The organism is Flavobacterium sp. PS2, assembly GCF_046250155.1.
GTDB lineage: Bacteria > Bacteroidota > Bacteroidia > Flavobacteriales > Flavobacteriaceae > Flavobacterium.
In genome coordinates, this window is sequence record NZ_CP176426.1 from 3279783 (window position 1) to 3300527 (window position 20745).

Consider the following 20745-nt stretch of genomic DNA (forward strand, 5'->3'; position numbering starts at 1 on the left):
AGTTAAGGTTGATTAATTGATTATTTGATTGATGATTTTGTCTTTAAAATACAAGTTGATTATTCTTGCTGGAAATTTATTTAAAGACTCTATTAAGACTATTATATTAATTTTATGTTACAGGATTTGTGAAAAAAAATAGTTGAATTATTGTTTTTTCTTTGTTTTTCAGGTATTTAAGGTTGTTATTTGTAATGAGTCTTAATTATTTTTTAAAATATGAGAACTTCTTATCATAGATTTTAAACCTTTCACATTTTCTGTAATTGATGAATAAGCAGTATATTTGCACACTTTAAAACTAAGTTTACATGTCATTATCACAAATTCTTACGCCTTCTATACAAAAAGCAATACAAGCCTTATTTGAAGTAACCGTAGATAAAATCGAATATCAAACTACCCGAAAAGAGTTTGAAGGCGATATTACAATGGTTATTTTTCCTTTACTAAAAGTGATTAAAAGTAATCCTGTTGAGTTAGGGAATAAAATAGGGAATTATCTTGTAGAAAATCTTCCAGAGGTTGCCCGTTTTAATGTGGTTTCTGGTTTCTTAAATATTGTAATTGCCGATACCTATTATGTAAATTTCTTTAATGGTATAAAAGATGGAAAAAAATATGGTTTTGTAGAACCTAATCCTTCTGATAAAGCAATTATTGTAGAATATTCTTCGCCAAATACAAATAAACCATTGCACTTAGGTCACGTTCGTAACAATTTGTTAGGATACTCAGTTGCCGAGATTATCAAAGCTGCAGGTAAAAAAGTATATAAAACTCAAATTATAAACGACAGAGGAATCCATATTTGTAAATCGATGTTGGCTTGGGAAAAATTTGGAAATGGAGAAACTCCCCAAAGTACAGGTTTAAAAGGAGACAAACTGGTTGGGAACTATTATGTGAAGTTTGATAAGGTTTATAAAGAGCAGATTAATGAATTAATGCAAGCTGGTAAAACCGAAGATGAAGCAAAGAAACAAGCGCCGATAATATTAGAAGCACAAGAAATGCTTTTAAAATGGGAAGCAGGAGATAAAGCTGTTAAAGAACTTTGGGCAAAAATGAACCAATGGGTTTATGATGGTTTTGCTATTACATATAAAAATCTAGGAGTAAATTTTGATAGTTACTACTACGAAAGCAATACTTATTTATTAGGAAAAGATGTTGTACAGATCGGTTTGGATAAAGGAATTTTTGAAAAAGATCCAGATGGTTCAGTTTGGATTGATTTAACCGATGAAGGTTTAGATCGTAAAATTGTACTTCGTTCAGATGGAACAGCAGTTTATATGACACAAGATATTGGTACAGCAATCCAGCGAGTAAAAGATCATCCAGATGTAGGAGGAATGGTTTATACTGTAGGGAATGAGCAAGATTACCATTTTAAAGTGTTGTTCTTAATTCTTCAAAAATTAGGTTTTGATTGGGCTTCAAGTTTATATCATTTATCATACGGAATGGTAGATTTACCTTCTGGTAAAATGAAAAGCCGTGAAGGAACTGTTGTTGATGCCGATGATTTAATGCAGGAGATGACCGATACAGCTCAGGAAATTTCAGAAGGCTTAGGGAAATTAGATAGTTTCTCTGCCGATGAAAAAGCAAAACTATATAGTACAATAGGACTTGGTGCTTTAAAATATTATATCTTAAAAGTAGATCCTAAAAAGCGTATCTTATTTAATCCAGAAGAGTCTGTAGATTTTGCTGGAAACACAGGGCCGTTTATTCAATATACTTATGCAAGGATACAATCGATTATTCGTAAAGCCGATTTTGATTTTTCTGTTACATTAACTGGAATCGAAGAGCTTCATGAGAAAGAAAAAGAATTGGTAAAACAAATCGAACTTTTCCCAGAAGTAATCCAAAATGCAGCTCATAATCATAGTCCGGCATTAATTGCTAATTATACGTATGATTTGGTAAAAGAATACAACTCATTTTATCAATCAGTACATATATTAGGAGAAGAGGATTTGACCAAAAAAATATTCAGAGTTCAATTCTCTCAAAAAGTAGGAGAGATTATAAAATCTAGTTTCAGCTTATTAGGAATAGAAGTTCCTGAAAGAATGTAAAATAAAAAAGAGCCGTTAGTATTAAACTAACGGCTCTTTTTATAACTAACTAAAAATATTTATTTTACAAATTTGTTGATGATTGCATCCGTTTCTGCTTTTGTTGCAGTAGGTTTTAAATCAAACAAAAGAGAGTAAAGTGCTTTTCTATCTACTTTAGCTTCTAGGTTTAAATCTTGATGTCTGTCAAAAAGAGTTTGCCATTTATCACGAACATTTTTCCAAAGTGCGTTGTTTTCCTTCCACCATTTTTGACCAGCGATACATTTAATATCTGCAACTTTAGTGTATACATCCATTCCTTTTTCTTGAGCTAACAAAACATCTTTTCCGCTATCATCGCGAACTAATTTGTCATTGTCTTGCTCATGATTCCATCCTGTAGCAGTAATTTCATGAATGTTTCTTCTTTTTAAAACATTATAATCATTACGTATTGTATGTTCTCTACGAGGTAGTGGAGCATCTGTAACATTTGCCCAGTAATCTTGCCCATCTACATGTACCCATGTTGAAGATCCTTCATATCTTGGACTATCATCTACCTGATATACTTTTTGACTCCATTGACCTTTTACGTCTTTTTTATCTAATTTTTTATATTTCCAAGAAGTTCCTTTATCAAATAAATACAAGTCAGTGTTCTCATACAACCAATCTTGTCTCCAGTGTTTAATAATCATATCGTCACTTACTATCAATAAGTGTTGCATTACAATTTTGTTAGGGGTGTCTTCTAATAATTCTACCCATTCTAAAGCAGATTCATGTTTAGTCGGTGAAGACTTGTAATTGATTGAATCTTTAGAATACTTAAATGTTTCAGTAAAATTAAATTTCACTTCATAACAACCACACATCGATTTTATCGATTTAATATCTTGTTGTTTTTTAGATTCCTGGCTAAATCCAAAATTTGCAGATAACACCATAACGGCTGATAAACAGAGGCTTTTTGTAATCATAACTTGTTTTTTTTGATTTAAAATTTTTAGCAAATATATAAATTTTATTTAGATTGAATTAAAATAATTATATCTTTGCCAAGATTATTAAGACCAATTAAAAATAATGAAAATTAAAATTATCTTATTTATTGCCCTTGTATTTTGTGAAACACTTTCTGCACAGGAAAAACAGAAAGACAGTATTCGTGCAAATGAATTATCAGAAGTTGTAGTTACTGGACAATTTGAACCACAATCTATAAAGAAGTCAGTGTTTAATGTGCGTGTAATCTCAGAGCAGGATATAAAGCAATTGGCAGCAAATAATCTTGCTGATGTTTTAAATCAGTATTTGAATATTTCTATAAGAACAAGTGGAAGTGATGGTCGTTCTACGGTTTCAATGTTTGGATTAGACTCTCAATATTTTAAAATTTTAGTAGATAATGTCCCCTTAATAAGTGATACAGGAATGGGAAACAATGTTGATTTAACCCAGGTTAATCTTGATGATGTAGAACGTATAGAGATTATCGAAGGGTCGATGGGAGTTACCCATGGAGCAAATGCAGTAACAGGAGTCCTTAATATTATTACAAAAAAGAAAGCAGCTCACAAATGGGAGATTAGTGTTACAGCTCAAGAAGAAACTGTGGCAGATGAATTTGCATTTTTTGATAAAGGACGACATATTCAATCGGCAAAAATAGCACATAATTTTAATGAGAATTGGTTTGTTTCGATAGGAGGAAATCGAAACGATTTTGCAGGATATTTTGATGATAAAAAAGGAAAAGATTATGCTGTCGGAAACGGTTTAAGAGGGTATAGCTGGCTTCCTAAAGAACAACTTGTAGGGAATGCTTTGATCGGTTATAAAAAAAATGATTTTAGAATTTTTTACAAATTTGATTATTATAGTGAAAATGTAGATTATTACAATCCTATATTAATTCCCCAAGTTAATTACCCTTTTCCTGAAACATATTTTGCAAATGATAAACGTTTTATATCTAATAGATATTACAACCATTTAAATTCATATGGTAAACTTTTCTCAAAATTAAATTATAACGTTTCAATTTCTCATCAAAAGCAAGATCGAGATATTGAAAAATTTAATTATCAGATGGAAACCCATAAAGAATGGGGAAATGATCGAAAAACATATCAATCTAACGAAGTTTTATATTCTACAGGAACTGTAAATAATTTTTTTGATGATAAAAAAGTCGATTTACAGATTGGTTATGAGATTACAAATGAAAATGGATTTTACAATTCAGCTTCTGGAAGTTTTAAGGATGACCAAAAGCAAGCAAAAGATGTTAGAGCACGTTTAGAAAACTACGATATTTTTACTGTTGCCGAAATTAATTTTACAGATAAGTTTTCTATACGTCCAGGAATTAGATATTCTTTTCAATCAAAATTTGATAACCAATATGCAAGTTCATTAGGGTTAAGATATCTTTTTAAACGCGGGCTGGAAGCTAGGGCTTCGATAGGAAGCTCGTATAGAACTCCGAACTTCGATGAGCTTTATACCTATTTTGTAGATTCGAATCATAATGTTCAAGGTAATCAAAATTTAGTTCCCGAAACAAGTACTTCGTATGAAGTGAGTTTAAAAAGGTCTTGTCGCTTTAATTCTGGAGCACAACTTTCAAGCAATCTTGCTGTAACTTATTTAGATGTTGATGATAGAATTAGTTTAGTATTGTCTCAAGTAGTTCCAACCCAGAATTATAAATATCTGAATATCGATAAATATCAAATGTGGAATATATCTTCGACCCAACAATTTGCTTATAAAAGTTGGAATGCCAAAGTAGGGGTAGCATTGGTTGGGATTTCACAAAAAATAGACCTTGCTGCTCTAGATATTAGTTCAGACGATAATTTTTTGTATTCATTGCAACTAAATTCTAGTATTTCTTATACTCTTCCTAAATGGGGAACAATGTTTTCTGCTTATTATAAATACAATGGAAAAGAGCAACGCTATGTTGCTGCAAGTGATGGAACAAATACACAATTTTTTCTAACCGAATTAATGCCATATAGTTGGATGGATGCATCAATTAGACAATCGTTTTTCAAGAAACAATTAGATGTAACTATAGGAGCAAGAAATATTCTTGATGTTAAAAGTGTCACTTTAACGCAAGGAGGATCTTCTTCGGGAGCTCACTCAAGTGGAGGAACCGATGTATTGCTTGGGTATGGGCGTTCATATTTTCTTAAACTCACGTATAACCTTAATTTTAATTAATATAATCATGAAAAAAAATCTATTTTTAATGCTTTCTTTTGTATTACTTGCTTTCACAGCGTGTAATAGCAATGATGACAATAATAGTGATGAGCAGACACTGTCTGTTGCATTTGCCGAGCCTTCATATAACTTAACAAGCGATTTGACGCCAATTCAGATAAAATTTTCAGCTCCGACTCCTACAGCTGGATCATTGACGCTTACCTACACAACAACGGCAGCAGTTTATACTACAGATTTCACAACAGTTCCTGCAGTTGTAGAAAATAAGATAACAGTACCTTTTGTACAAAGCGCAACCTCTGTTGAGTTTACTTTTAATAGAATTAAAAAAGCAATTGGAACTGAAGTAAAAAATGTAATCTTTACTATTACAGGTTCCTCAATTAATGCTAATGTAGTAGGTAATAAAACAATGCAATTAAATTTTAACGAGACAGCTTCGTTAGGAACGGCTTTAGCTCCAGAATTTGGAGGACCTACTGAAGCGAATCAAGTTTATATTGATTTGAGTAGTGGTGCAATGACAAAAGTGGCAAGAGTTTCTTGGGATTTAGGTTTTTATTCTGGTAAAGATTTTAGAGTTGTATTAAATAATACAGTGAAGATGTCGGTTAAAAAACTTACGACTGTAAACATAGATGAAGTACAGGTTGCTGATGAAACTATGATTATTGCTCAAGGGTCAGGTTCGCCAGATCAAGTAGATGGTCCTGATGGAAATATTTTGAAAACTGCAATTGCTGAAGTTTCGGCTACAGATGGAGAAAATAAAGTGTATTTAATTAATATGGGAAGTAATCCTGGTACAACAGTTCCAGAACTTGGATCAGAAGGAATTGGGTCAGGTGCATCAAGAGGATGGAAAAAGGTTAGAATATTAAGAAGTGGGAATGATTATAAAGTTCAGTATGCAGATATTGCATCTACAACGCATCAAGAAGTAATAATTTCTAAAAATGCAGCCTATAATTTTACATTTTTCAGTTTATTGGATAAGAAAACGGTTAATGTAGAGCCACAAAAAAATCAATGGGATATTAATATCACAACATTTGTTAACGTAATCCCAGGTGGGCCATCAGGTTTAGCACCTTACCATTATCCAGATTATGTGGTTAATAATCTTAGAGGTGATGCAAAAGCATATCAAGTACTTGTTTCAGGAGCTCTAACATACGATAGCTTTACATTGGCGAATGTAGAAAGTGCTAAATTTACAGAAGATCAGAGAAACATTGGTTCAAACTGGCGAGGTACAAGTATAATGGGGCCTAATGGTCTTCCAGTTCCTCAATTTGTTTTAAGAACGGATCGTTTTTACGTTGTTAAAGACCCTGCAGGAAATGTTTATAAATTGAAATTCACTGCTGGAATGAATGAAAAAGGTGAAAGAGGATATCCGAAATTCCAATATGCATTATTAAAATAATCATATAAAAACGATTCCATTTTATGGAAATAAAAAGATTGGTAAGTTATTTCATGTGGTAGGGTTGTAACTTATCAATCTTAATAACAAGACTATGTTTAAATTCAATTTAGATAGTAACTTGGTTTTTTTTATTTTTTTTTTTGGAAAGAGGCTGGATTTATCTAGCCTCTTTTTTATTTTTATTTAATCGTAAAAAAGGAATAATAGATTTATTGTTTATTCTATCTTTGCAAACGTTTTAATTAAATTAATAGGAAATTTGGATAATGGAGCTCTTATTGATTTTATTCTTCAAAATTTATAATTACAAGTGAATACAAAATCTTATTTTTTTCAGTCTTTTGCAATAGTAGCATTAGCATTTGTAGCTTTCATTGGTTTTAAACAAATATTACCAGATAAAATTTTTCCTGAAAGTAAAGTCGACTCCAAAAACGTACTTGTAGATAGTATGCTTTTAGAATCGTTTGAAAAAGAAGGCGTATCTAAAAAAAATGATAGCACCGATGCTGATGATGAAGCAGGGGGAAATATCGTTTTTAATGCTAATGAAGGAATCGAATTCCCTTCAGAAACTTTCGATAATTATAAAGGATATCAATACCTGATTTCTTTTTACGATAAATTATATCAATTAGAAAAACATCCTGAGGCAAAAGTGAGGATTGCATATTATGGCGATTCTATGACCGATGGAGATTTAATTGTACAAGATGTTCGAAACAAATATCAAGAAAGATTTGGAGGTACAGGAGTTGGATTTGTTTCTATAACTTCAGAGTCAGCTGCATCAAGAGCTTCAGTAAAAGCGCTATATTCCAAAAACTGGAAAATGCAATCGTATCTTAATGTAAAGAGACCAACAAGTCCTTTTGGTGTAAACGGACACGTGTTTTTTGCAAATGATAAGTCAAATTCTACATGGGTTTCTTATGAGGCAGGTTTAAATAAATTTGCGACTAGTCTAGATAATCCAACCTTATATTACGGAAGATCATCAAAAACTGGAAAAGTGAATTTTATAATCGGAAAAGACACTATATCCAAAAGTCTTGCTCCAAATAATTTGGTCAACACTATAAAAGTAACTTCTAAAAGCATTAAAGCATTTAAAGCTAATTTTGTCCACGCAGATTCTATTCCTATTTATGGCTTCAATTTTGATAATGGTAGCGGAGTTCATGTAGATAACTTTTCGCAAAGAGGAAATTCGGGAATGCCAATTTCTATTTTTGATGCCAATGTAATGCAAAGTTTCAATGCCAATTTAAAATATGATTTAATCATTCTTCATTACGGAACCAACGTTTTAAATTATGGTACAAAAAATTATTCTTGGTACGGAAAAGGAATGACTAAAGCTGTTAATAAAATAAAGGCATCTTTTCCAGGAGTTTCTATTTTGATTATCTCTACTGCAGATAAATCGACAAAATATGATATGCAAATGAAAACCGATTCGGCAGTTGTTCCTTTAATGAAAGCTCAAAAGCGTTACGCTTTAGAAACTGAATCTGGATTTGTTAATTTATATACGTTGATGGGTGGAGATGGTTCTATGGTAAAATGGGTAGATGAAGCACCAGCAAAAGCGAATAAAGATTATACACATTTTAATCAGCGTGGAGCCAAAGCAATTGGTGGGTTACTTTATGAGCAATTGAATCAAGGTTACGAACAATATAAAGTTTTGCGCGAAAAAAGAGAAGCGGACATAAGAAAAGGCAAAACAGTCAGGAAAACGAATACAGATTCCGTATCTGTAATAAACGATAGTGTAGATGAATAAACTTATTATTTTCTTTTGTTGTCTTCTTTTTGCGTCTAATAACAAAGCGCAAAAAACCGAGCCAATTTTAATAACTAAAAAGATGACTGACAAAATCGATACAACAACTGTTGAGCCTATATCAGGGAGTCAAATTTATAATGCAAAGGTTTTAGAGGATTTCTTTAAGAAATTAAAAAGCAATGAGAATCAAGGGAATCATAAAATAAACATTGTTCATATCGGAGATTCACACATTCAGAGTGATTTGATGACAAACGAGATTCGTAAAGATCTCCAGAAAGAACTAGGAAATGGAGGAAGAGGTTTTATTTTTCCGTATTCATTAGCAAAAACCAACGGTTCTTATAATGAACGCTTTCGTTCTAATAAAAGTTGGGAAAGTTACCGAAACATACTTCCGGAGAAAAACTGCCCAATGGGGTTAAGCGGAATCGCACTTTGGAGAAATACAGATGGTTTTGTAATTGAGGTTAATGTAAAAGATCCAGCGTACAACTTTAATACTATAAAGATAATTACACCGCAAAACCAGCATATGTTTGATTTGGCAACTCGCATTCAAACTAATATGATTCAATCTTCGGAGAAAAAAGTAATTACACATAAAATAAAAAAAGGAGAAGCAATCTCGGTTATTGCAGATAAATATAATGTTTCGATTGCAGAAATTAAAAGAGCAAATCATTTAAAATCGAATGCAATTAGAGCGGGTAGAACCCTTAAGATTGTAACAAATGAAACACGTCCTAAAACAATCTCACAATCAGAGTATGTTCCTTTGGATATAGAATCAGATTCGTTTACTCATTATTACAATACCGAAAAAGCATTAGATAAAATCTATCTTATTCCAAATAAGGATGCTAAGAAATATGAGCTTAATGGGTTAATTCTTGAGAAGAATTCTCCAGGAGTAATTTATAGCAGTATTGGGGTAAACGGAGCTAAATTTTCGGATTATAATAAATACCCTGTTTTCTTTGAGCAAGTAAAATCGTTACATCCAGATATGATAGTGTTGTCATTAGGAACAAACGAAAGTTATGACCGATTAGAAGCTTCAGGTTACATAAAGCAACTACGTGAGTTTATAAGTAAGTTAAAAGAACAAAACATTCATGTTCCTGTACTAGTTATGACGCCACCGCCATCGCTGTTAAAAGGAAGAAAACCAAATACGTTTGTAGCCGATTATACAAAACATATTTATGAAACGGCTCAAACAGATGGTTTGGCAGTTTGGGATTTGTATAACGAGTTTGGAGGAATGAGTGGTATTGGGAAATTAAAAGCCCAAGGATTAATTGGTCCAGATTGGGTACATTATTCTAAAAACGGATATGAAAAACAGGGAAGCTTGTTTTCGAAAGCATTATTAAACGAATACGATAATTTTAAATTAAAAAAATAAGTTGATAACAGTTGATAGCATTAATGATTGGTTCGTTCAAAATTTTGGTGCACTTACATTAGAACAGGTTAAGGGTTGGTTTATATATAACCCAGAAGAAAAATTATTATTCAACACAGGATTATTCTTAGGATTATTTCTGGTTTTTTATTTTGTGTATGCCTTTTTGCGCAAGACATTTTATCTAAGATTAACATATGTTATTCTATTCTCGCTTTTCTTCTATTATAAGTCAAGCGGAATATATTTCTTGTTATTGTTACTTTCTTCGGTTGTAGACTATGGCTTGAGTCAGATAATATATAATGAAAGTGTAAAAAGCCGAAAGAAAATATACTTGATAATAAGTGTTATCCTAAACTTAGGATTACTTGGGTATTTTAAGTACATGAACTTTATGATAGTTACCTACAATGATATGTTTCATGGTAATTTTGAGCTTCATGATATTTTCCTTCCAGTTGGGATTTCTTTTTACACGTTTCAATCGATGAGTTATATTATCGAGATATATCGTGAAGAGATTAAACCAACAAAAAATTATATCGAATATTTATTCTTCGTTTCATTCTTCCCACAATTAGTTGCTGGGCCGATTGTAAGAGCTAAGGATTTCTTACCACAGATTTATCAAAAATTAAACCTTACAAAGGCAGACGTAAATAATGCGTTGTTTCTTATCATTGGAGGTTTAATTAAGAAAACGGTAATCTCTAATTATATCTCGGTAAACTTTGTAGATCGTGTTTTCGATTCACCTATGAGTTATACCTCATTTGAGAATTTAATGGCATCTTATGGATATGCAATCCAAATTTATTGCGATTTCTCTGGATACTCAGATATGGCAATTGGTATTGCATTATTGCTTGGGTTTAAATTACCAGCCAACTTTAGAACACCTTATAAATCGGTATCGATTACTGATTTCTGGAGAAGATGGCATATTTCATTATCCACTTGGTTAAAAGACTTCTTGTATATATCTATCGGAGGAAACAGAGAAGGAACATTCGCAGGATTTTTATTCCCGAGTTTATTCTTTTTCGGATTGTTACTTTGGGGAATAACAAATACTGCCGAAAGTATAATTCCGTTAGTAATTGCTGTTGGAGGAGTCGCTGTTTTTTGTTTGTCATTTTTGCTTTCAAACAAATTAAAGCAAACCATGGTAACTAATTTTAACCTGTTTACAACAATGCTTTTAGGAGGATTGTGGCATGGAGCGGGAGCACAGTTTATCATTTGGGGTGCATTACACGGGTTGGCATTAGCAGTTCATAAAATATTTGTAGAACTTTTCCCTTCTAAAAAAGAAAGTAACGGATTTAGTGCAATCTGGAAATTCTTCTCAATTGTACTAACATTCCATTTTGTGGTTTTCTGTTGGATATTCTTCCGTGCAAAAGATTTTGATACAGCAATACAAGTAATCAACAATATCGGACAGTTAACATTCGAACCAGACCATTGGCAAACGATTGTATTAGGATATAAGAATGTGTTTTTGTTAATGCTTTTTGGTTATGTATGGCACTTTTTACCAGAAGTGGTTACAGCCAAAATGAAATTAGTTTTTGATAAAACACCATTAATCGGTAAAGCAATCGTTTTAGGATTTGTGTATTGGATAGTTTACGCAACAGCAGTTGCAGGTTCACAACCTTTTATTTACTTCCAGTTTTAGTTTTTAAGGTTCAAAGAAGCAAAGTTACAAAGGCGCAAAGGTTTATTCTTTTGCGCTTTTTTCTTTCAGGCAGATTTCGCAGATAAAGCTGATTTTTCTTCTACTTAATGTAAAAAATAATCTGCCTAATCTGCGGAATCTGCGAGAAACAATGAAACCTTACGATTTTGCGACCTTGCAAACAAAAAAATCGCGAACTTTGCGAAAAACTTTACGCACATTGCGGTTAATATTTATTTCCAGTTTTAAAAGAAAAGGTACAAAGAAGCAAAGTTACAAAGGCGCAAAGGTTTATTCTTTTGCGCTTTTTTCTTTCACGCAGATTTCGCAGATAAAGCTGATTTTTCTTCTGCTTAATGTAAAAAATAATCTGCCTAATCTGCGGAATCTGCGAGAAACAATGAACCTTACGATTTTGCGACCGTGCAAACAAAAAAATTCGCGGACTTTGCGAAAAACTTTGCGCACATTGCGGTTAATATTTAAAGCCAAAGATTAAAAGTTTTATAAAAATCGGCGTGAAACAAAAAACTTTGCTGTTTCGCTCCTGATAACTATCCGGATTGTGTGAAAAAAAAGCCTTGCGATCTTTGCGTAAAACCTTGCGAACTTTGCGGTTAAATGTAGTTAAATAAAAATTGCCTGAAATGTCTAATTAGATTATCTTTGCACTTCAAATAAAGAAAATAGTATGTTTGATAATTTAAGTGATAAGTTAGATAAAGCCTTCCATATATTAAAAGGACACGGTAAGATTACAGAAGTAAACGTTGCCGAAACCTTAAAAGAAGTTCGTCGTGCCTTACTTGATGCCGATGTTAACTTTAAAATTGCTAAAGATTTTACAACTAAAGTAAAAGAAAAAGCAATTGGACAAGACGTTTTAACTACACTTCAGCCAGGACAATTATTGGTGAAGTTAGTAAAAGACGAACTTACTGAATTAATGGGTGGTGATGTAGCAGGGATAAACTTGTCTGGTACTCCAAGCGTTATTTTAATGTCGGGATTACAAGGTTCAGGGAAAACTACATTCTCTGGTAAACTTGCTAATTATTTAAAAACAAAAAAGAATAAAAAACCACTTTTAGTAGCGTGTGATATTTACCGTCCAGCGGCGATAAACCAATTACATGTTGTAGGAGACCAAATAGGTGTTGAGGTTTACTCAGAACCAGAAAATAAAAATCCTGTAGAGATTGCACAAAATGCAATTAAACATGCTAAAGCTAATGGGTTTAATGTTGTTATTGTCGATACAGCAGGACGTTTAGCCGTAGATCAGGAAATGATGGACGAGATTGCACGTGTTCACAAAGCAATCCAGCCACAAGAAACTTTATTTGTTGTGGATGCCATGACAGGTCAGGATGCTGTAAATACTGCAAAAGCATTTAATGATATATTAAACTTCGACGGAGTTATCCTTACTAAATTAGATGGTGATACACGTGGAGGAGCTGCGATTTCTATTAAATCGGTAGTAAACAAACCAATTAAGTTTGTAGGTACAGGAGAGAAAATGGATGCAATCGATGTGTTCTATCCTATTCGTATGGCAGAGCGTATACTTGGTATGGGTGATGTTGTGTCGTTGGTAGAAAGAGCGCAAGAGCAATTTGACGAAGAAGAAGCAAGAAAAATCCAAAAGAAAATTGCTAAAAACGAGTTTGGTTTTGATGATTTCTTGTCACAAATTCAGCAAGTAAAGAAAATGGGTAATATGAAAGACTTGGTAGGAATGATACCAGGTGCTTCTAAAGCTATGAAAGATGTAGAGATCGAAGATGATGCCTTCAAGCATATTGAAGCAATCATACACTCGATGACTCCACTTGAAAGAAGCAAGCCAGCAGTTATCGATGTAAAAAGGAAAGCCAGAATCGCAAAAGGTTCGGGAACAAAAATCGAGCAAGTAAATCAGCTGATGAAGCAGTTCGACCAAATGAGCAAAATGATGAAAATGATGCAAGGCCCAGGCGGAAAGAATTTAATGAAAATGATGGGAGGCATGAAAGGAATGCCAGGCGGAATGCCGAGATAATAAAAAAATAAGTAAGGTTTAAAGTTTCAAGATAATTGAAATTTTAAACCTTAAACTTTTTAATATAAACACAACTAAATTGATTTAAGGCTTTAGAACCGAAAAAACTTTAAATCTTAAACTTTAAAAACCCTTTAAAAAAAATGCAACTACTAGACGGTAAAAAAACAGCTGAGGATATTAAAAACGAAATTGCAATAGAAGTGCAAGCAATTAAAGATGCTGGAGGAAAAGTACCTCATTTGGCAGCTGTGATTGTAGGTAACGATGGAGCTAGTTTAACTTACGTAGGTAGTAAAGTAAGATCTTGCCAGCAAATAGGTTTCGATTCTACTTTGGTAAGTTTACCTGAAACAATTACAGAGGTAGAGTTATTGGCAAAAATTAAAGAACTAAACGAAGATGATAATCTAGACGGATATATTGTTCAGTTACCTTTGCCAAAACATATCAGCGAACAAAAGATTTTAATGGCAATTGATCCTGATAAGGATGTAGATGGTTTCCATCCTACAAACTTTGGAAAAATGGCTTTAGAGATGGATACTTTTATTCCAGCGACACCATTCGGGATTATGCAATTATTAGAGCGTTACAAGGTAGAAACTGCAGGGAAACATACTGTTGTTATCGGGCGTAGCCATATTGTAGGACGACCAATGAGTATCTTAATGAGTCGCAAAGGAAATCCAGGAGATTCGACAGTAACCTTAACGCATAGTAGAACAAAGAATATCGAAGAGTTTACTAAAAATGCCGATATTATTATTACAGCTTTAGGAGTTCCAAATTACCTAAAAGCTCATATGGTAAAAGATGGCGTTGTGGTAATCGACGTAGGAATTACTAGAGTTGAAGATGCTACAAACCCAAAAGGATATGTAATTACTGGAGATGTTGATTTTGCTGAAGTAAGTAAGAAATCATCTTTTATAACTCCAGTTCCTGGTGGAGTAGGACCTATGACAATTGCTATGTTGCTTAAAAATACATTATTAGCAAGAAAAATGAGAGCTGAAAAATAGATATATTCACTCATTGATATAAGTAAGCCTTAAACTTTTGTTTAAGGCTTTTTTTATGCTTTGTTTTCGGTTATATAATTTGTAAGAATTAATTGATAGTAGTATATTTTTTTTGATTAAAGGTAAATAAATCAGATAAACTGCAGGTTTTTAACTAGTTATTTGTTAATGATTAAAACTTATTAAGAAAATGTTTGTTATATTTGAAATAGAAATAAAGTGTTGCTCATCCCGCATTTTTAGGCAAATATTTTATTTCTACGAACCTTATTTATTAACCATTGATAGGACCCAAACCTATAAACTAACTAACTTTAAAAATTATGAGTACAACAAATTTAAACGTTGAAGGTAATGAAGTAATTACCATGCCTCCAGGAACCAAAATTTTTTCTGAAAATAATAATCCTGAGATAGGAAAAGTAACTTTTCCTGAAAGAAAATCTAAAGGGCTTTTGTCTCCACTTGTAGAAGCATATTATAATGCAGAGAATGATACGCTCTCTATAAATATTGTTGCCTATGTTGATTTAGATAGAAGGAATGAGGTTTTTCAATATGATATTTTCCAAAATACTTATATAGATATTGATGGAAATCCTCAATTGCAATTTTTTATAGCCTATAATATGCCTGAACAGGATGCGTGCACATTCTCTGTCCATGAGCTTAAATTTAAGGCAAATCCATATGCATTCATAGGTGATTTTTCAAAAATAAAAACAATTCAGACTTTTCTTTGGGATATAGATCCAATAGCATCCAGAGGAACAGAAACTACTGTTCAAGCTGGATAAAAAACAGAGATTTGTTATATGAAATAAAAAAGCGGGATGGATAAAATTCTATAACGCTTTTTATTATTGTAATTCTGTAAAATGTAATGAATAAGAATACGATGATTAAAAATAGATTATTTGCTGTCTCAATATCGTTTTTTCTCTCCCTGTCTCTTTTTTCTCAAGAGCAGCAACATGTTGGGGATTTAATGGGAATAACAATAAAAGCAAAATCTGAAAAGTTTAAAGAGAATATCAACTTTAAAAAAGCTCAAACGTTTTTCAGACAGAGTAATTGGGATTCAACCCTTGTTTACTCAATGAAAGAAATAAGTAATGCAAAAAATAAGGAACTTATAGATTATTGTCATTATTTTAGAGGGATTAGTTTTAAAGAAAAAAAGCTATTCAAAGAATCTGAAAAAGAGTTTAATAAAATTTCTAATAATTTTTATTTTTTTTATAAAGTAAAAATGAAATTAGGTGAAATTACATTAGCACAAAATGAATTTAATAATGCCTTACATTATTTTACACAGATAGAAAAATTACCAAATGTGTCTACTTATGATTTAAAAATAAGTACTGTTTTGCATAATATAGGATTGTGTTATCTACATCTTAAGACTTTTGATAAAGCAGAAGAATATTTGTTTAAAGGTGCCCAATTACAAGAAAAAGAAAAAGATACCTTATTGCTAATTGGATCTTATATGGATATTGCTACTTTGTATTATGAACAATATAAAGACAGTCAGGCAATTCCTTATTTTGAAAAGGGGTATCATCTTTCTAAAAAAGTAAAATCATTTGGAATAAAAAAAACTGCTGCAATGAACATGGCGGTAGTAGAAGAAAATAGGAAAAATTTCCCTTTGGCTTTAACCTATCGTAAAGAATACGAAAAGTGGAAAGACTCTTTAAACGATCAGAATAAAGTTTGGGCAATTGCTGATTTGGAAAAGAAATTTGCAGTAAAGCAAAAGCAAAAAGAAGTAAATATACTTGAAGCGGAGAATAAGATAAAAATAGCAGAGAGAAATAGTTTGTTGTTTTCTTCAGTCTTATTGCTAATCTTGTTTGGAACAGGGGTATATTTTTACAGGCAAAAAATAAAAAATAATAAAATTATCCTGGCTCAAAAAGAAGAGTTAGACAAATTAAATGCTACAAAAGATAAGTTATTCTCTATTGTAAGTCATGATTTGCGATCTTCGGTTAATGCTTTAAAAACAAGTAATAGCAAGTTAATTGAGAATCTGGAGACCAAGAATTATACCGAGCTAGATACACAGTTACATAATAATAGTGCGATTGCTAACGGAGCTTATAATTTGCTAGACAATTTACTTAATTGGGCTTTATTACAAACGAAACAAACCTATTTTTCTCAGGAATCGCTCCATTTGGCGACAATTGTAAAACATGTAGAGTATAATTATAAGCCATTAATGATAAATAGAAACATCAGTTTTGAAAATAGAGTTTCTACTACAGATTACGTATTTGCCGATATGGATTCGCTTAAAATAATTATCCGTAATATATTAGATAATGCGATTAAGTTTACCAATGATAATGGCAAGATTTCGATTTACACACGAGATTCAGATGATGATTTTTGTTATCTAGTTGTTGAAGATACCGGATTAGGGATGAGCGCTTCTACACAGGAAGAACTATTGAAAAAAACAGCATTACTTTCTAAAAAGAAAAATGATGATACAATAGGAACTGGATTAGGAATGCAATTATGCAAAAGTATGATCTATAAAAATGGTGGTAGATTAGAAATTGAGAGTGAAGAAAATGTTGGAACTAAAATAATTATCGTATTACAAAAGTTTAAAAATCATGGATAATATAAATGTACTTATTATCGAAGATACTCCAGCAGAAAGCGATGCGCTTGTAAAAGTGCTTACCGCTAATAATTATAATATTGTAGGCATTGCGCCTACTTATAACGAAGCATTAACGTTGTTTTATAACAATGCGATAGATGTTGTAGTTATAGATGTTTTTTTAGACGGAAAACCAGACGGAGTTACTTTTGCAGAAACAATTAATATTGTTCCTAATGGCTTAAAACCATTTGTTTTCCTGACAAGTTCCAAAGATCGTCAGATTTTTGAAAGAGCTAAACTTACCAAACCATTTAGTTTTTTATTAAAACCATTTAACGAACTAGAAATCTTGTATGCCTTAGAAATGGCAGTCGAGAAGTTTTATGGTCAGACCAATGTTTTTGTTGGCGAAGAACAAGATACCGTTATAAGTGACGACTATCTTTTTATCAAAAAAAATAAAGCTTTAAAAAAAGTTAGAATTGAGGATATAGTCTATATAGAAGTTGAAGACAGATATTGCAATATAATAACTGACGTCGAAAAATTTGTAATCTTAATATCTCTTACCAAAATCATTCAGTTTTTGGATCCGGCTAAATTTAGTCAAACACACCGCAACTATATTGTAAATTTAAGCAAGATAGAAGAGATAATTGTCAATGATAATCTCGTTGTTTTAAAAGGAAACCACAAAGTTGTCCTAAGCGAGAAATACAGAGATTTCGTTAAAAAGTTTCGCGTATTGAGATAATCTTACTTTATATAATTCTTTACAACTAAAACCTCATTCATATTATATGAAGGAGGTTTTTTTGCTTATTTACTTTAGGGAAAAATCCCATACTACTTTTTTTGCTTTTCATGACAATGATTTCCGTTCTCATGACATTTTCTTATTTACAGATTTAATTGTGCTATAGTTTTACTATAGGGAATTGATTAAAGCTAGCATAATTTAATTCTCCATGACTTTTTATTTGCCTGATAATTTATCTGGCAAGTAATTCATTAAATAGGGTTTTCGTGCTCTATTTAGAAACGTGGCGTTTCCGAAAAGCCTTATGAGTAGGACCAAGAACAATTAAATTATAACATTATGTCAAGTCAAACCCAAGTCTTAGAAAACCATGAGCCTATATTAGGCGGATGGACAGATTTTCGCAAACCTACAGCTGCAGATTTATTATTATTTAAACAAGCCTTAGAAGGTTATGTTGGAGTAAAATATATCCCTACGGCAGTTGCGACACAGGTGGTAGCAGGAATAAACTATCGTTTTAGATGTACTGCGTCAATTCCGCCTTCAGAGATTGCTTATGAAGCTATAGTGAAGATTTTTAAACCACTAGTTGGTGACCCGCATGTTGTGAAAATAACAAGGATTTAATACTCAAAAAAGTTCAGTGTCAATTTTTTAAAAAGTGATTTCTGAAGATTCTAAAGAGTAATTAAAGTAATTTAAACTATAGAAATTATGTCAAATAATGCCTTAATAAATAATACGGAGACACTACTGGGAGGATGGACACTTTATCATACTCCAACCCCAGAAGATTTACAAATATTCAGAAAAGCAATGAACGGTTTGCTTGGAGTGAAATATAATCCAACTGCAGTTTCAACGCAGGTTGTGGCAGGAACAAATTATCGTTTTAAATGTAATGCAACTGTTGTTTCATCCGGACTTCCTTATGAAGCTCTCGTTGAGATTTATGATCCATTGTCTGGAAATCCTGTTCTTACAGGAATAACACCGATTTAATATTTTTTTTGAATAGTGAAATTTTGAAACTATTTAAAAAGAAACGAATCTGAAAAGTAAATAAATAATTTTTAAAAATGTATATTAAGGTAATTGGAGTTGAATATTCAATTATCATAAAATAACATTACTTGTTGGTAAAAAATAAGATTGTAGAAAAAGAAAAGCCTGGAATTTCAGTTCCAGGCTTTCTTTGTTATATAGATTTGTAAGTACAAGAGTTTAATACTCTCCTCTTTTCTTAAATCGAGGATCGTCTCTTTTTATAAATTCAGTTTTTCTTTTTGGAGTTTCAATCTTAGGTAAACTTGCTTCCTCAGTTTTACTCGAAGGCTCAATAAGCTCATTCAATTCTTTAATTTCAGCATCTGTTAAATCACGGTAGCGACCTACGGGAACATCAAGAGAAATATTAATAATACGAATACGCTTTAAGGCAGTAACTTCATAGCCTAAATATTCCGCCATTCTTCGAATCTGACGGTTTAAACCTTGAGTCAGGATAATCTTAAAGATATATTTGCTTATTTGCTCTACTTTACATTTTTTGGTTACTGTATCAAGAATAGGGACACCATTTCCCATTCGCTCAATAAAGCGATCCGTTATAGGTTTACTTACAGTTACAGTATATTCCTTTTCGTGATTATTTCTTGCGCGCAGAATTTTGTTTACAATATCACCATCATTGGTCATAAATATTAAACCTTCACTGGCTTTATCCAATCTACCAATTGGGAAAATACGTTTAGGATAATTAATGTAATCTACAATGTTGTTACGAACCTCCAGATTAGTGGTACATTCGATTCCAGCAGGTTTATTAAAAGCTAAATAAACTGGTTTTTCGTGTTTTTCTACGATTAACTTTCCGTCTATGCGTACTTCGTCATCAGGTGAAACTTTCGTTCCCATTTCAGGTACAATTCCGTTTATGGTTACACGTCCTTCTTCGATTAGTTTATCAGCTTCACGACGAGAACAATATCCAGTTTCTCCAATGAATTTGTTGAGGCGTTTTAGATTTTCTTCCATAGTGCAAAAGTAGTCAAAAAATAGACATCTTAGATTGTTAGACTTCTTAGACTTCTTAGATTTTAGATTTTAGATTTTTCGAAATCTTTAAAAAAAAAAGCAAAATGCTTTTTTTTTAACCTCAGAACCTCAGAACCTCAGAACCTCAGAACCTCAGAACCTCAGAACCTCAGAACCTCAGAACCTCAGAACCTCAGAACCTCAGTCCCGAAGCCTCGGGATCAGAACCTTTGTTCCTTTGCAACTTTGTCCCTTTGAACCTCCTAAAAAGGACTATCCTTTGGCGTTTCTTTTCTGTCAAACATTCCGTAATCTCTTTTTACATCGGCAATTCTTAAATGATAATCTTTAAAAATTTCTTGGCGCCCTTTAGACTGAGCATTACGATGCATTTCGAGATTTCTCCATTGTTGGATGCTTTCTTCGTCTTTCCAAAATGACAAAGACAAAACTTTTCCAGGGTCATTAAAACTCTGAAATCGTTCTATAGATATAAAACCAGAGATTTTATCTAACTCAGGACGCAAGCTTGCGGCGATGTCAAGATATTCTTGTTTTTTTTCTTCGTTAGGAATTACTTCAAAAATTACTGCTATCATGTTGTTTA

General features: G+C 32.2%; 16 protein-coding genes. 13 read left to right on the plus strand and 3 right to left on the minus strand.

Annotated features, from left to right (window positions below; translation table 11 throughout):
- The first annotated feature begins 311 nt into the window (after nt 1–311).
- The gene (argS, locus tag ACJ6WR_RS14305; protein WP_039111625.1) at nt 312–2093 is read left to right on the plus strand and encodes an arginine--tRNA ligase; all 1782 of its coding nucleotides are present in this window, start codon (nt 312–314) and stop codon (nt 2091–2093) included.
- Nucleotides 2094–2152: 59 nt separating this feature from the next.
- On the opposite strand, the gene ACJ6WR_RS14310 is transcribed toward argS, so the two are convergent.
- Nucleotides 2153–3058, minus strand: coding sequence for a DUF6607 family protein (locus ACJ6WR_RS14310; protein WP_409415584.1), 906 nt, complete (start codon nt 3056–3058; stop codon nt 2153–2155).
- Nucleotides 3059–3164: 106 nt separating this feature from the next.
- On the opposite strand from ACJ6WR_RS14310, the gene ACJ6WR_RS14315 reads away from it, so the two are divergent.
- The 12 genes from ACJ6WR_RS14315 (at nt 3165) to ACJ6WR_RS14370 (ending at nt 19103) form a co-directional block, all read left to right on the plus strand.
- Entirely contained in the window at nt 3165–5315 is a 2151-nt protein-coding gene (locus ACJ6WR_RS14315; protein ID WP_409415585.1) for a TonB-dependent receptor plug domain-containing protein, read from the plus strand.
- Nucleotides 5316–5322: 7 nt separating this feature from the next.
- On the plus strand, nt 5323–6750 hold the full coding sequence (locus ACJ6WR_RS14320) for an HmuY family protein (RefSeq protein ID WP_323489740.1): 1428 nt from the start codon (nt 5323–5325) through the stop codon (nt 6748–6750).
- Nucleotides 6751–7063: 313 nt separating this feature from the next.
- A complete protein-coding gene (locus ACJ6WR_RS14325; RefSeq protein WP_409415586.1) occupies nt 7064–8542 on the plus strand; it encodes an SGNH/GDSL hydrolase family protein in 1479 nt (492 codons plus the stop codon).
- A gap of 82 nt (nt 8543–8624) precedes the next feature.
- On the plus strand, nt 8625–9956 hold the full coding sequence (locus tag ACJ6WR_RS14330; RefSeq protein WP_409415587.1) for a GDSL-type esterase/lipase family protein: 1332 nt from the start codon (nt 8625–8627) through the stop codon (nt 9954–9956).
- Nucleotide 9957: 1 nt separating this feature from the next.
- A complete protein-coding gene (locus tag ACJ6WR_RS14335; protein ID WP_409415588.1) occupies nt 9958–11643 on the plus strand; it encodes an MBOAT family O-acyltransferase in 1686 nt (561 codons plus the stop codon).
- A gap of 691 nt (nt 11644–12334) precedes the next feature.
- The gene (gene ffh / locus ACJ6WR_RS14340; protein ID WP_039112390.1) at nt 12335–13687 is read left to right on the plus strand and encodes a signal recognition particle protein; all 1353 of its coding nucleotides are present in this window, start codon (nt 12335–12337) and stop codon (nt 13685–13687) included.
- Nucleotides 13688–13830: 143 nt separating this feature from the next.
- Nucleotides 13831–14712: a bifunctional 5,10-methylenetetrahydrofolate dehydrogenase/5,10-methenyltetrahydrofolate cyclohydrolase gene (locus ACJ6WR_RS14345; RefSeq protein WP_409415589.1), complete on the plus strand. Its 882-nt coding sequence runs from the start codon at nt 13831–13833 to the stop codon at nt 14710–14712.
- Between the two features lie 323 nt (nt 14713–15035).
- Entirely contained in the window at nt 15036–15509 is a 474-nt protein-coding gene (locus ACJ6WR_RS14350) for a hypothetical protein (RefSeq protein WP_039119854.1), read from the plus strand.
- 86 nt (nt 15510–15595) lie between these two features.
- A complete protein-coding gene (locus ACJ6WR_RS14355) occupies nt 15596–17353 on the plus strand; it encodes an ATP-binding protein (RefSeq protein ID WP_409415590.1) in 1758 nt (585 codons plus the stop codon).
- Nucleotides 17346–18092 carry a LytR/AlgR family response regulator transcription factor gene (locus ACJ6WR_RS14360; protein WP_409415591.1) on the plus strand — a complete coding sequence of 249 codons (747 nt, stop codon included), beginning with the start codon at nt 17346–17348 and terminating at the stop codon, nt 18090–18092. Before ACJ6WR_RS14355 ends, ACJ6WR_RS14360 begins: the two co-directional genes overlap by 8 nt.
- A gap of 345 nt (nt 18093–18437) precedes the next feature.
- Nucleotides 18438–18728 carry a hypothetical protein gene (locus ACJ6WR_RS14365; protein ID WP_052250156.1) on the plus strand — a complete coding sequence of 97 codons (291 nt, stop codon included), beginning with the start codon at nt 18438–18440 and terminating at the stop codon, nt 18726–18728.
- An 87-nt stretch (nt 18729–18815) separates the two neighbouring features.
- Complete coding sequence (locus ACJ6WR_RS14370) at nt 18816–19103, plus strand: hypothetical protein (RefSeq protein WP_052250155.1); 288 nt, start codon at nt 18816–18818, stop codon at nt 19101–19103.
- Between the two features lie 222 nt (nt 19104–19325).
- On the opposite strand, the gene rluF is transcribed toward ACJ6WR_RS14370, so the two are convergent.
- A complete protein-coding gene (rluF, locus tag ACJ6WR_RS14375; RefSeq protein ID WP_409415592.1) occupies nt 19326–20138 on the minus strand; it encodes a 23S rRNA pseudouridine(2604) synthase RluF in 813 nt (270 codons plus the stop codon).
- Between the two features lie 263 nt (nt 20139–20401).
- Complete coding sequence (locus ACJ6WR_RS14380; RefSeq protein ID WP_039112384.1) at nt 20402–20737, minus strand: antibiotic biosynthesis monooxygenase; 336 nt, start codon at nt 20735–20737, stop codon at nt 20402–20404.
- Nucleotides 20738–20745 lie beyond the last annotated feature (8 nt).